This is a genomic window from Marinobacter sp., from assembly GCF_035268745.1.
Lineage (GTDB): Bacteria > Pseudomonadota > Gammaproteobacteria > Pseudomonadales > Oleiphilaceae > Marinobacter.
This window is the reverse complement of the sequence record NZ_DATFKH010000106.1, coordinates 1-13,252: the sequence shown is the minus strand read 5'-3', so window position 1 is coordinate 13,252 and position 13,252 is coordinate 1. Positions and strand designations below refer to the sequence as shown.

Below are 13,252 nucleotides of genomic sequence, written 5' to 3'. Positions count from 1 at the left end.
ATTTCATGGCTTCACATTCTACCAATGAATTTCGCAGCGGTCTCAAGGTTTTGCTGGATGGTGACCCGTGCATCATTCTCGACAATGAATTCGTCAAGCCCGGGAAGGGGCAGGCATTCAACCGCGTAAAACTGCGTAACCTGATGACCAACCGGCAGTGGGAGCGCACCTTCAAGTCCGGCGAAACCCTGGAAGCGGCTGACGTGATGGATGTGGAGATGGAGTATCTCTACACCGACGGTGAATTCTGGCACTTCATGAAAACCGACGGCTCGTTCGAGCAGTATCCCGCCGATGAAAAAGCGGTCAGCGATGTGCTCAAATGGCTCAAGGAGCAGGATGTCTACACGGTCACCCTGTACAATGGCTCGCCATTGACGGTTACGCCTGCGAATTTCGTTGAACTGGAAGTGGTCGATACGGATCCGGGGATGAAAGGCGATACTGCGCAGGGCGGTACCAAGCCGGCGACCCTGTCCACCGGTGCGGTGGTTAACGTGCCTCTGTTCATTACGATCGGCGAGGTTTTGAAAGTGGATACCCGCTCGGGTGAATATGTGAGCCGCGTCAAGAGCTGAGTTTTCCCGGTCATGTCCGAATCAGCAGGCTGGCAGCCAACGGCGTCGCTGGCTGCCCTGGAAAGCCGGGCACAGCAGTTGGCCTGGGTGCGCGACTTTTTCGCGCGCAGGCGGGTACTGGAGGTGGAGACCCCGGTTCTGGGCCGGTACAGCGTGACTGATCTGAACATCGACAGTCTGCCCGTCGCGCCGACTTCTGCCGCAGGCGGCCAGCGGAACCTCTGGCTACAGACTTCACCAGAGTACCCGATGAAGCGGCTGCTGGCCGCCGGGGCGGGGGATATCTATCAGGTTGCCAGAGTATTCCGCAACGGCGAACGGGGCTCCCGGCATAACCCCGAGTTCTCCCTGCTTGAATGGTATCGACGGGACTTCGACGATGTCGCTCTTATGGCGGAAGTGGCGGACCTGGTATGCGGCTGGCTGGAGTGCCCGCGGCCGGTTACTCTCGGATACCGTGAAGCTTTCCTGAGCTTTACCGGCATTGATCCCTTTACCAGTGATAGCGGGGTATTACGACAGCTTTGCCGGCGCTGGATGGCGTCCGCTCAGGTAGCAGAACTGCAGCGGGATGAGTGCCTGGATCTGCTGATGAGTTGCTGTGTCGAACCGGAACTGGCAAACCTCGGCCCGGTGTTTGTTACCGGCTATCCGGAATCTCAGGCGGCACTGGCCAGAGTTTCCGAAGTCGACGGTGTCCGTAAGGCCCACAGGTTTGAGCTCTACATTGATGGTCTTGAACTCTGCAACGGCTACTGGGAGTTGACGGATGCAGCCGAGCAGAGGCGACGCTTTGATGCGGATAACCTGGCGCGCCGCAGGGCAGGCCGACCGCCAATGCCCGTGGATGAGTCCCTGCTGGCAGCGATGGAAGCGGGGGTGCCGGATTGCGCCGGTGTAGCCCTGGGGCTGGACCGGCTGTTGATGCTGAAACTGGGGCTGAAGGATATTGCCGGTGTGTTGGCGTTTCCCGGCGAGCGGGCCTGAATTGTTCAGCTTTTAACCGTTCCGGCAAGTGACCCCAGGGCTTCCCCCAGCCTGACGGTTTGCCCTGATTTCCGGTCATCGTTCCAGGCCACCGTACCGTCCGGCATCACAAGTATGACCGTAGAACCCAGCCGGAACCGCCCCATTTCCTCGCCTTTTGCAAACCGTATGGGGCTGCCAAGGTGGCTGTAGGTCGAGGTGCTCACGTCGCCACTGTCAGGAGCAACCACGCCGGACCAGATGGTTTCCACGCTGCCGACGATCATTGCCCCCACCAGAACCATGGCCAGTGGCCCCGCTTCGGTATCGAAAACGCAGGCTACCCGTTCATTACGGGCGAACAGGTTGGGCACCTGTTCGGCCGTGGTGGGATTAACCGAAAACAGTTTACCTGGTACGTAGGTCATCTCCCTGAGGGTGCCAGCCATCGGCATATGAATCCGGTGGTAGTCTTTCGGAGCAAGATAGATGGTTGCAAATTCGCCGTTGGCGAATGCCGATGCACGCTGGTGATCGCCACCCAGTAGCTCGGTCAGGCTGAAAGACTGGCCCTTGGCCTGGAAAACACGGTCATCGGTGACGCTTCCGAGCTGGCTTATGATGCCGTCAACCGGGCTGACCAGAACGGATTCGCGGGTGTCAACCGGGCGCAACCCGGGTTTGAGTTCCCGGGTGAAGAAAGCGTTAAAGCTCGGGTAGGCGTCGGGATCCGGCTCCAGTGCTTCGCTCATGTCGACGCCGTAACGTTCGATAAACCAGTGTACAACACGGTTTTTCATCGCAGGGGAGCTGTCCATGTCGGCAAGCCGGCCGGCAAGGCGAGAAACCGTCAGCTGCGGTGTCAGGTATTGGCTTAGTACAAACAGCTTGTTGAGCATGAATTTCGATCCTCTGCATTGCGGAGTTGCGGAGTCTAACAAATGCCGGGGCCAGCGTATAAATGCTTTTACGCCTTAGCGCATCCCGGCTGCGCTTGCTATCATCAACCGCACGCCGGGCATGGGATATACCACACTGCCGCGTTGTCCAGAATAGCCACTAAACAGGGTACGTTCTCATACTATGCTTTTTATCATTGGTGCCGTCATTGTTATTGCAAGTGTTCTGGGGGGCTACGTTCTGCACGGGGGCAACCTCGCGGTACTTTGGCAACCAACAGAAGTGCTGATAATCGGCGGTGCTGCAGTGGGCTCATTCATCATTGCCAACTCGGTGCATACCATTTCGGCAACGGGAAAGGCCATCGCTGCCCAGTTGATGGGGTCACCCTACAACAAGAAATACTACATGGATCTGCTCAGTCTGCTTTATGAGATATTTGACAAGTCGAGAAAGCAGGGCGTTATGGCGATCGAGGAAGATATTGATGACCCTGCGTCCAGCCAGATTTTCAGCCGCTACCCGGCAATCATGAAGTCCAGGTACCTGTTGGCTTTCATTACCGATTATCTGCGCATCATCAGCGCCGGGAATATGGCAACCCATGAGCTGGAAGGCATGATGGAAAACGAGATAGACAGCCGCCATCATGAAATTGAGGAGCCTGCCCACGCCGTCAACAAGATTGCCGATGCATTGCCTGGCCTGGGCATTGTAGCGGCGGTACTCGGTATCGTTATCACCATGAATTTCCTGACCGAGGGGCCGGAAAAAATCGGTCTGAGCGTCGCCGCTGCGCTGGTGGGCACGTTTTTGGGCATCTGGATGGGGTATGGGTTCGTGGGGCCGCTTTCGATATCGATGGAACACTCTGCCAAATATGAGATCAAGGCCTATGAATGTGTGAAATCGGCACTTGTGGCAACGGTTGCGGGCCAGGCTCCCCAGATGGCGATTGAATTCGGTCGCAAGGCGCTGCCTTCGGATAAACGGCCGGGTTTCCAGGAGCTGAATGATCATGTGCGGGCAAAATAGCCCTGTAGTCAGTCAGGGTAGCCAGGAGTAGTGCATTGGAAAACCAGCCCATCATCATAAAACGGAAAAAAGTGGTTGCTGCCGGACATCATGGTGGCTCCTGGAAAGTGGCATTCGCCGATTTTGCCACCGCCATGATGGCATTCTTCCTGGTGCTCTGGCTCACTGCGACCGCATCGCCGGAGCAGAAACAGGCGGTCCAGGGCTATTTCAAGGATCCGGTGGGTTACACCGAGGGTGGTTCAAGAAATCCGGTCGACCTCGGAGGCAGTGCGTCCGTGGTTGACGAGTCCAGCGAGAACGTGGCGGAAAGTGATATCCAGATCGAAGCCAAGATTGTTGAGGAGATGGCGGAAACCCTGGAGCGGCAGAAAATGGAGCAGCTGTTCCAGGATCTGCAGGAACGCATTGAAGAGAGTGAGACCCTTCAGGAATTCAAGGACCAACTGCTTATCGATATAACCAGCGAAGGGCTGCGTATCCAGATTGTCGACCGGTCCCGGCGACCCATGTTCGACAGTGGGCGTGCGGAGTTGAAGTATTACTCCCAGGATATCCTTTTTGAGCTGGCCAAAACCCTGTCAACGGTCCGTAACAAGCTCAGCATTACCGGACACACGGATTCCACCCCTTTCAGTGGCCGGCCCGGCTATACCAACTGGGAGTTATCAGCCGATCGCGCCAACACGGCCCGCCGGGCGCTGGTGGCGGGTGGTGTTGATGGCAGGCAGATTGGTCGCGTTGTCGGGCTGAGTGACTCGGTGCTGTTCAATAAGGACGATCCCCAGGCACCGGTAAACCGGAGAATTTCCATCATCGTGATGAATAAAAAGGCGGCGGATGATATTCAGAGCAGTGCCGGTCTGGCGGACGAGCCATTGATTGACCTGACGGCGCCCTCCGAAGAGGACCAGCAGAAAGCAATGGACTCGCTCGAACAGGGTGACTGGGCTCGGGATCGGGAACCGGCGCCGGAGGGCGATCTGAACTGGTAAGCGGCGGCCGCACCGGTTCAGTCTGACTTGAGCCCCCGGGCCTGCTGTTCTGCCATGTCCTGAAGAATGCGGTGAAAACTTCTGAGCCGGGCAGGGCTGACACTGCCGTCATCAACGGCTGCCTGAATGGCGCAGCCGGGATCACCCAGATGGCGGCAGTTGCGGAACTTGCAGTGCCCGATCAGATCCCGGATTTCCCGGAATCCGTACTCGATTTCCGCTGGCGACATGTGCCACAGACCGAATTCCCGGATGCCCGGCGAATCGATAAGGTTGCCGCCGCAGGTCAGGTGAAACAGCCTGGCGGTGGTGGTGGTGTGAACGCCTTTGCCCGTGCTTTCAGAGACCGCGCCGACCCGGATGGCCTCATCCGGCAGCAGCGTCTGGATGATTGACGACTTCCCCACCCCCGACTGACCCACGAACACGCAGGTCTGGCCCGCAATCAGGCTTTCAACGCCCGCAGCTTTGCCACCCCCGCTCTGAGCGGATGTCTGTTCAACCCGGTAGCCCAGTGCCCGGTAACGATCCAGCAGGGTATTGATGGACTCGCTGTTGCTGTCAGTGACCAGATCCGCCTTGTTCAGCAGCAGAATGGCTGGAATGCCGGTATTTTCAGCAGCGACCAGATAGCGGTCAATCAGGTTGTCGTGAGGCTCCGGCTCGGGCGCGATGACCAGGATGATGTGGTCGATATTGGCGGCTACCGGTTTCACTGCACCAAAGTTATCGGGACGCTGCAGCAGTGAGCTGCGCTCGCACCGCGCTACAATCACGCCGGTGTCGTTGCCGCTCATACGCCAGATGACCCTGTCACCGGTCACCAGGCTGTCGATGTTGGCACGAACGAAACATCGGAGAATCTTGCCGGTATCTGCACCCTCAAGCGCTTCAATGTCCAGTTGCTGGCCATAGTGGGCGATGATCAGCCCTTCCTGCTCCGGGCCCAGGTCGCCGGCTTCGATCTGCTGGTCTATGGCCTTTTCTTTGCGGGCAGCACGGGCGGTGCGCTCCTGCTGGACTTTGGAAATCCGCCATTGCTGCTGCTTGTTGAGTCGACGTTTGGCCATGGAATCAGTGGTTACCTGTTACCAATGAGTAGGAAAGTAGGCGGACACGTCCATTCAGGACACGCCGTGAATACATCCATGTAGTCTCGGATGCAGCATCCCTGCTGCATACGGTCCTGAATGGACGTGTCCGCCTACTTTCATCTGGTCTAGTAGGTGTTATGGCAGTGTCACATCATACGTCATTCGTTCACAATGAGCAGAATTTGCGGGGGGCAATGGCGGGGGATAGCTTTTCAGGAGTGTCTTGAGCCATGGATGGCTCAAGCCAAGCTTACATGGATGTACTTGCAGCGTCTCCTGAAAAGCTATCCCCCGCCATTGCCCTTACCAAGAGCTCAACAGCGGAGGAAAGTGAATGCCTGAAACCAATTATCTGGTCTGGATTGACCTGGAAATGACCGGGCTGGACCCGGAGAAAGAGCGGATTATCGAAATTGCAACGATTGTTACCGATTCCGAGCTGAACACTATTGAAGAGGGGCCGGTAATTGCGGTTCATCAGTCGGACAACCTGCTTGCCAATATGGACGAGTGGTGTACCCGTACCCATGGCGAGAGCGGGCTGACTGCGCGGGTCCGGGACAGCAGGGTAAGCGAGATCGATGCGGAGCAGCGGACACTGGAATTTCTGCAGCGCTACCTGGAACCGGGGCAGTCACCTCTGTGCGGTAACAGCATCGGCCAGGATCGCCGGTTTCTGGTGAAGTACATGCCGGAACTCGAGGCGTTTTTCCATTACCGCAATCTGGATGTCAGCACCATAAAAGAGCTGGCGCGGCGCTGGCGGCCGGAGGTGCTCGCCGGCGTGAAGAAGAAGGGCAGCCACCTGGCGCTGGACGATATCCGTGACTCCATCGATGAACTGCGCCACTACCGCGAGCATTTCTTCAGATTGTGATGGCACTCTATAGACCGTGCCGGTGCAAAGCCCATTGAACGTGTTCCCGCACCAGCTCCGACGGGTGGTCTTTACGCTGTTTGAGGGCCTCGATTACGGGGATGGTTGACGGGGCATTGCCCAGGCCCACTGCCAGGTTGCGAAGCCAGCCCTGGTAGCCGGTGCGGCGAATCGCGGAGCCTTCTGTGCGTTTCAGGAATTCTGCTTCCGTCCACAGGAAAAGGTTGGCCAGTTCGGCATTGTCCAGGCCGTGGCGGGGCTGAAAGTCTGTTTCAGCGGTGGGTCTGCTGAACTTGTTCCACGGGCACACCAGTTGGCAGTCATCGCAGCCGAAAACCCGGTTGCCCATTTTTGCCCGCAATTCCACCGGAATGCTGCCGCCCAGTTCGATGGTCAGATAACTGATGCATTTGCGGGCATCCAGGCGGTGGGGCCCCTCGAAGGCATCGGTCGGGCAGATCTCCAGGCAGGCAGCGCAGGAGCCGCAGTGGTCCGTCTCGAACGGCGGATCTACCGGCAGCGGGGCGCTGGTGTAGATTTCGCCCAGAAAGAAAAACGAGCCGGCCCTGGGATGGATCACCATATTGTTCTTGCCGATCCAGCCCAGCCCCGCCCGTTGCGCCAGCGCACGCTCCAATACCGGCGCGCTATCGACGAATGCCCGGTATTCATACCCTGATACCGCCTGATCAATTTTCTTTGCCAGCCTGGCCAGACGTTTGCGCATCAGTTTGTGGTAGTCGCGTCCTACCGCGTAACGCGTTACGTAGGCTTTCTCCGGGTTGGTAAGTACTTGCGCCGGGCTGTCTGGCGCCGGCAGATAATCCAGCCGGACAGAGATCACCCTGCGGGTGCCTTCAACAAGAGACCTGGGGGTGTAGCGTTTGTCCCCGTGGTCTGCCATGTAACCCATTTCGCCGTGGAACCCGTCGTCCAGCCATTGCTGCAGGCGGTCAGCGTGGGCACCGGTGTCGGGGTAGGTGATGCCAACATCGCTGAAGCCCAGTTCGCTTGCCCATTCGCGAATCATTTCAGGCAATTGCGTGAGATTCTGATCCGTGGTTTCGGTCATTGCAGTGCCACTGGCAACGGCTGTCCCTCCTGATGTGCTGGCCGGGAAAATGAAAAAAATCTAAAAACCCTGATTAAGTTATGACCTTTTTTTGTATTTTGCTATGCTTTACAGGAAGCTGGCCAATTTTCTTAATCCGGATTCTTTAGCAGGAGCTCTTTTCAATGCCCCTGATCAACAATGACAGTCTACCAGAAGACCTCTATTGCGCCGATGCGGTGAGGGCAATTGATCGATATGTTATTGATCAACAGGGTGTTGATGGTTTTGCCCTGATGCAGGCCGCGGCTGCCAGTGCGTTCCGGCGACTGATAGGGACCTGGCCGCAGCCCTCCGCGATACTGGTGCTCTGTGGAGCCGGTAACAATGGCGGTGATGGCTATCTTGTTGCGGCCAATGCCAGGCGCCATGGCATCGATGTCAGGTGTATTGCGGTTGCGCCCACGGAAAAACTGAAAGGCGACGCCCGCAAGGCCTGGCAGAAAGCGATTGATGATGGGGTGGATGTTCAGCCACTCCCGGAAGGTCCGGATGCTGCCGGGCATCTGCCGTTCGATCAGATCGACCTGATTGTCGATGCCATGCTGGGAACGGGCGCGACCGGTGCGCCGAGAGAGCCATTTGCCGGGATCATTGAGCGGTGTAATCAGGCATCTGCCCCGGTGCTGGCGGTTGATGTGCCCTCCGGCCTCGATTCGAACCGGGGCACGGTATCGGGTGTGGCTGTCCGGGCAGATATGACAGTCACCTTTATTGCGCTCAAGGCCGGGTTGTTTACCGGCTACGGACCGGAATGCTGTGGCCGTCTGGTTTTCGAGTCACTGGATACCGACGAGTGGGTCTCGGAAAGTGGTGAGGCGCCGGTTGCCCGTCGGCTGGACTGGGCTGCCCTGCAGTCGTCGCTGCCCCGCAGGCCTGCCAACGCTCACAAGGGCCGGTTTGGCCACGTTCTGATAGTAGCCGGCGAGCATGGTTTCGGAGGCGCCGGCATACTGGCCGCAGAAGCTGCGGCAAGGACCGGTGCCGGGCTGGTTTCACTGGCGACGCGCCCCGAGTATGTGGGCGCAGCTCTGGCACGGTGCCCGTCGGTAATGGTTCGCGGTGTGAATCACGGGTCTGAACTGCAGGCTCTGCTGGAAGCTGCCACCGTCATCGTATGTGGCCCGGGTATCGGCCAGGACGCCTGGGGGCAGCAAATGCTGCAACAGGTGGTTGCCAGCGGAAAACCCAGACTACTGGATGCTGATGCCCTGAATCTGCTGTCGAAGCGTGCAGCGCAGAGTGTCGGGAATCAGGGTGCTGATGATCAGATCCTGACGCCGCATCCAGGAGAGGCAGCAAGACTGCTCGGCTGTCCAGTGCCGGACGTCGAGGCAGACCGGCTGGCCGCGGCCACGCAACTGCAGGAACTATACGGCGGCGTCATTCTGCTCAAGGGCGCAGGCACCGTCATTGCCAGCGCTCAGGATACTCCGGTCATTATCAGTGGTGGCAATCCCGGAATGGCCACTGGCGGCATGGGGGATGTGCTCTCAGGCATTATCGGCGGTCTGTGGGGGCAGTTGGCCAGCGCGAAGCTGGTGGCGGAAATGGGGGCGTCTGTGCATCTGGCGGCCGCGGGGGTTGCGTCGCAAGCAAAGGGTTATATGGGCTTACTGCCCAGTGACGTCATTGATGGATTACCGGCATTACTGTCACAGGCAGAGAATGATGCGCTGGTAACGGCGGGTATCCGTCAGGCGGAGGTGTAGGTGATTGACGCCACTGGCGAGGCGGCCGTGTTGCTGGCGGATGAAGCCGGTACCGAGGCTCTCGGGCGTGCTCTGGCCCGGGCGGTGAAGAGCACCGGTAAGGGTGCCACGGTGTTTCTCCACGGCGATCTGGGTATGGGTAAGACCACGATGAGCCGCGGAGTGATGCGGGGTATGGGTCATGTTGGCGCGGTCAAGAGCCCGACTTACACGATTGTCGAGCCGTACGAACACCTGGAGCCTATGGTATATCACTTTGATCTTTACCGGCTGGCGGACCCCGAAGAGCTTGAGTATCTGGGTATACGGGACTATTTCGGTGATTCCAGCCTCTGCCTGATCGAATGGGCAGAGCGCGGCGAAGGCGTCCTGCCGATGCCGGATTTGCAGGTGGAACTGGAGCCGGCTGGTGAAGGGCGCATGGCGAGGTTGCGATCGCGGACACGGGCGGGGAAAGAATATCTGGATAGCCTGCGGGCTTCAGGCCTCGGGGATGAACAAGCAGGGATCAAATAAGGTTGCCTTCTATGCAGGTGAATAGCATGAATACCGGACTCAGTCTGCACCGCCTATCCGGCTTCCTGGTGCTGATGCTGCTGGCGTTGCCGCTAAGCGCAGGGGTAAGCGTTGATGGCGTCAGAATCTGGCCTGCCCCGGATCATACCCGGCTGGTACTCGATGTGGGTGAGACCATCGAGCACAATGTGTTTTCGCTTTCCGGGCCCTCGCGGCTGGTGATCGACCTCAAGAACAGCCGCCTGAAAGCCGATTTCGACTCCCTGGATCTGAGTGGCAGTCCGATCCGGCGTATTCGCAGCGCCCCCAGAAACGGCAATGATCTGCGGGTCGTGCTGGATCTGCATAGCGACATCAAGCCCAGAAGTTTCCAGCTGGAACCAAACCACAAATATGGTCACCGGCTGGTGGTCGATCTGATTCAGGAGGATGCCGGTAAAGCCCGTCGGGAGGCCCAGCCGACCGTTACCCAGCACAGCAATGACGGCAAGCGGGACGTGGTCGTTGTGATCGATGCCGGTCACGGGGGCGAAGATCCTGGCGCCATCGGGCCCCGGGGAACCCGTGAAAAGGATGTTGTGCTCAGCATGGCCCGGACCCTGGCCGATCTGATTGAAAAAGAGCCGGGCTACACCGCCAGGCTGACCAGAACCGGTGATTACTATATCGATCTGCGTAGCCGCACCATTCTGGCCCGCAAGCACAACGCCGATCTGTTCGTGTCGGTTCACGCCGATGCGTTCCGCACGCCCCAGCCCAGCGGCGCCTCCGTGTTTGCCCTGTCCCAGCGCGGTGCCACCAGCGAAACCGCCCGTTGGCTGGCAAAATCGGAAAACCGGTCGGATCTGATCGGCGGAGCCGGTGGAGTCTCCCTGGATGGTCGCGACGACATGCTCGCGGGGGTGCTTCTCGACCTGTCGATGACCGCCAGTATCAATTCAAGTCTGGGGGTTGGCAGTACGATTCTTGATCAGTTGGGTGACGTGGCGAAACTCCACAAGAAGGGCGTTGAGCAGGCCTCGTTTGCGGTTCTGAAATCGCCGGACATCCCCTCGATTCTGGTAGAGGCCGGCTTTATTTCCAACCCGCGGGAGGAAAGAAACCTGTCCAGTTCTGCCTATCAGCGCAAGCTTTCGCAAGCCGTTTTCCGGGGTATCCAGGATTATTTCCGTAAAACGCCACCGCCGGGCACCTTGCTGGCGTGGCACAAACGCAACGGAAACAGTCAGGTCAGCCAGTACCGGGTTCAGCGTGGCGACACCCTTTCGGGCGTGGCGCGGCGTATGCAGACTACGGTCAGCGAGCTGATGCAGTATAACGGACTGAACAACGACCGTGTTATGGTGGGGCAGACTCTGCAGATACCCGCTTCCTGATAACGAGGTCGTTCCGTCAATGCCCGCCATCCGATTGCTGACACCACGCCTGGCGAACCAGATTGCTGCCGGCGAGGTGGTCGAACGCCCGGCCTCGGTCGCAAAAGAACTGATTGAAAATGCGATTGATGCGGGCGCCGGCCGGGTCGATATCGAAATCGAGCAGGGCGGCGTCAAACTGATCCGGGTGCGGGACGACGGCGGCGGTATCGCCGAAGCAGATCTGGCTCTGGCTCTCAGTCGCCATGCCACCAGCAAGATTGCTGACCTGGAGGATCTGGAAGCCGTTGCCTCTCTGGGATTCCGCGGCGAAGCCCTGGCCAGTATTTCCTCGGTATCGCGGCTGGCGCTGACGTCGCGCACTGAAGAACAGGAAGCGGCCGCCAGGGTCGAGGTGGAGGGACGCGACATGGACGCCACCATTGCACCGGCCGCGCACCCTGTTGGCACCACCGTGGAAGTCCGGGATCTGTTTTTCAACACCCCCGCCCGCCGTAAATTCCTGCGTACGGAAAAAACCGAATTCAATCACCTTGAGGAATGCGTCCGGCGTCAGGCCCTGAGCCGTTTTGACACCGGTTTTACCCTGCGGCATAACCAGCGTGTGGTCCAGAGTCTGCGGCCCGCAGAAACTGCCATTGACAGGGAGCGGCGGATCGGTTCCCTCTGCGGCCAGCAATTTATCGACAATGCAGTCGTCATCGACGCCGAAGCTACCGGTCTGCGCCTCTGGGGCTGGGTAGCGCTGCCAACGTTTTCCCGCAGTCAGGCCGATCTGCAGTATTTTTTCGTCAACGGCCGGGTGATACGCGACCGCCTGGTTGCCCACGCTGTGCGCCAGGCCTATCGGGACGTGCTCTATAACAACCGTCATCCCGCCTTTGTGCTGTACCTTGAGGTCGACCCGGCGTCGGTGGATGTAAACGTGCATCCGACCAAACACGAAGTGCGCTTTCGTGATGGTCGACTTGTTCATGATTTTATTTTCCGCACGCTGCACAAGGCGCTGGCGGATGTGCGCCCGGATGATCACCTGCGTGGAGCCCTGGCCCAGTCGGAGGGCCGTCAGCCCTCGGCTCACGCCGAGGTGTCCGGTGCTCAGATGCCGATGGCCGATTCGCAGCCGGGCGGATTTCCGGCGGGGCAGAGACCTTCGCGGCCAGAGTGGCAGGCCCGGGACCAGATGGCGTTTTACCAGTCCCTGAATCAGGGCGGCGGCGTTGAGTCGCGGGGAGTTGGTAACGGGCCTGCCGTTGACCGGTCCTCGATGGCCATTACGCCAGCGGTCACTCCGGGTGGCGATCAGAATGACGATCCGCCCCTGGGCTATGCCATTGCCCAGTTACACGGAATTTACATTCTCGCCCAGAGTCATCAGGGCCTGATTGTGGTGGATATGCACGCCGCCCACGAACGCATCACCTACGAGCGCATGAAACGCGCTCTGGAAGCCCAGGACCTGAAAAGCCAGCCGTTACTGGTGCCGGTATCACTGGCGGTAAGCCAGAAAGAGGCTGGGCTGGCTGAAACCCATGGCGAGGAGCTGCTCCAGCTTGGTCTGGGAATAGAGCGTATCGCCCCGGAAACCCTGGCCGTAAGGCAGGTACCTGCCCTGTTGCGGGGGGCCGATACCGAGCAACTGGTCCGGGACGTACTCTCCGATCTGATTGAAAATGGTGAGAGTGACCGGGTCGAGGCGGTGACCCACGAACTGCTGGGCACCATGGCCTGCCATGGCTCGGTCAGAGCCAACCGGCAACTGACCATTCCCGAAATGAATACCCTGCTGAGGGATATGGAGGCCACCGAGCGTAGCGGCCAGTGTAACCATGGCCGTCCGACCTGGACGGTAATGACCCTGGCCGAGCTCGACAAGCTGTTTCTCAGAGGCCGCTGAGCGTCTATGGCATGCTATCCTCCGGCGATTTTCCTGATGGGGCCAACGGCCTCCGGCAAGACCGATCTTGCGGTTGAACTCTGCCGCAGGTTGCCCTGTGACATCATCAGCGTGGATTCGGCAATGATTTACCGGGGCATGGATATCGGCACAGCCAAGCCCTCGCCGCAAGAGCTGGCGGCGGCGCCCCACCGG

General features: G+C 59.0%; 13 protein-coding genes. 10 read left to right on the top strand and 3 right to left on the bottom strand.

The annotated features are described in order from the left end of the window. Positions 1-5: 5 nt before the first annotated feature. Entirely contained in the window at positions 6-578 is a 573-nt protein-coding gene (gene efp / locus VJ956_RS08220) for an elongation factor P (protein WP_324083689.1), read from the top strand. 12 nt (positions 579-590) lie between these two features. Continuing rightward, the gene (gene epmA, locus VJ956_RS08215; RefSeq protein ID WP_324083687.1) at positions 591-1,565 is read left to right on the top strand and encodes an EF-P lysine aminoacylase EpmA; all 975 of its coding nucleotides are present in this window, start codon (positions 591-593) and stop codon (positions 1,563-1,565) included. Positions 1,566-1,570: 5 nt separating this feature from the next. Here the strand turns inward: epmA and asd are convergent, their stop codons facing one another. Next, entirely contained in the window at positions 1,571-2,443 is an 873-nt protein-coding gene (gene asd, locus VJ956_RS08210) for an archaetidylserine decarboxylase (protein WP_324083685.1), read from the bottom strand. Between the two features lie 184 nt (positions 2,444-2,627). On the opposite strand from asd, the gene motA reads away from it, so the two are divergent. Both motA and motB read left to right on the top strand, forming a co-directional pair. Next, positions 2,628-3,479, top strand: a complete 852-nt coding sequence (gene motA / locus VJ956_RS08205; protein ID WP_324083683.1) for a flagellar motor stator protein MotA — start codon at positions 2,628-2,630, stop codon at positions 3,477-3,479. A gap of 35 nt (positions 3,480-3,514) precedes the next feature. Continuing rightward, complete coding sequence (gene motB, locus VJ956_RS08200) at positions 3,515-4,474, top strand: flagellar motor protein MotB (RefSeq protein WP_324083681.1); 960 nt, start codon at positions 3,515-3,517, stop codon at positions 4,472-4,474. 17 nt (positions 4,475-4,491) lie between these two features. On the opposite strand, the gene rsgA is transcribed toward motB, so the two are convergent. Further along, positions 4,492-5,544, bottom strand: coding sequence for a small ribosomal subunit biogenesis GTPase RsgA (gene rsgA, locus VJ956_RS08195; protein WP_324083679.1), 1,053 nt, complete (start codon positions 5,542-5,544; stop codon positions 4,492-4,494). A 358-nt stretch (positions 5,545-5,902) separates the two neighbouring features. On the opposite strand from rsgA, the gene orn reads away from it, so the two are divergent. Continuing rightward, positions 5,903-6,445, top strand: a complete 543-nt coding sequence (gene orn / locus VJ956_RS08190) for an oligoribonuclease (protein WP_324083677.1) — start codon at positions 5,903-5,905, stop codon at positions 6,443-6,445. Between the two features lie 7 nt (positions 6,446-6,452). Here the strand turns inward: orn and queG are convergent, their stop codons facing one another. Then, positions 6,453-7,517 carry a tRNA epoxyqueuosine(34) reductase QueG gene (gene queG, locus VJ956_RS08185; RefSeq protein WP_324083675.1) on the bottom strand — a complete coding sequence of 355 codons (1,065 nt, stop codon included), beginning with the start codon at positions 7,515-7,517 and terminating at the stop codon, positions 6,453-6,455. A 164-nt stretch (positions 7,518-7,681) separates the two neighbouring features. Between queG and VJ956_RS08180 the strand changes: the two genes are divergently transcribed. The 5 genes from VJ956_RS08180 to VJ956_RS08160 all read left to right on the top strand — a co-directional run. Beyond that, entirely contained in the window at positions 7,682-9,268 is a 1,587-nt protein-coding gene (locus tag VJ956_RS08180) for an NAD(P)H-hydrate dehydratase (RefSeq protein WP_324083674.1), read from the top strand. Then, on the top strand, positions 9,269-9,784 hold the full coding sequence (tsaE, locus tag VJ956_RS08175) for a tRNA (adenosine(37)-N6)-threonylcarbamoyltransferase complex ATPase subunit type 1 TsaE (protein ID WP_414674408.1): 516 nt from the start codon (positions 9,269-9,271) through the stop codon (positions 9,782-9,784). Between the two features lie 26 nt (positions 9,785-9,810). Next, positions 9,811-11,160 (top strand): N-acetylmuramoyl-L-alanine amidase, encoded by a 1,350-nt coding sequence (locus VJ956_RS08170; RefSeq protein WP_414674407.1) that lies wholly within the window; start codon positions 9,811-9,813, stop codon positions 11,158-11,160. 19 nt (positions 11,161-11,179) lie between these two features. Next, positions 11,180-13,057, top strand: a complete 1,878-nt coding sequence (mutL, locus tag VJ956_RS08165; protein ID WP_324083672.1) for a DNA mismatch repair endonuclease MutL — start codon at positions 11,180-11,182, stop codon at positions 13,055-13,057. Positions 13,058-13,063: 6 nt separating this feature from the next. Next, the coding region (locus VJ956_RS08160) for an isopentenyl transferase family protein (RefSeq protein ID WP_324083670.1) at positions 13,064-13,252 on the top strand (189 nt) is incomplete at its 3' end.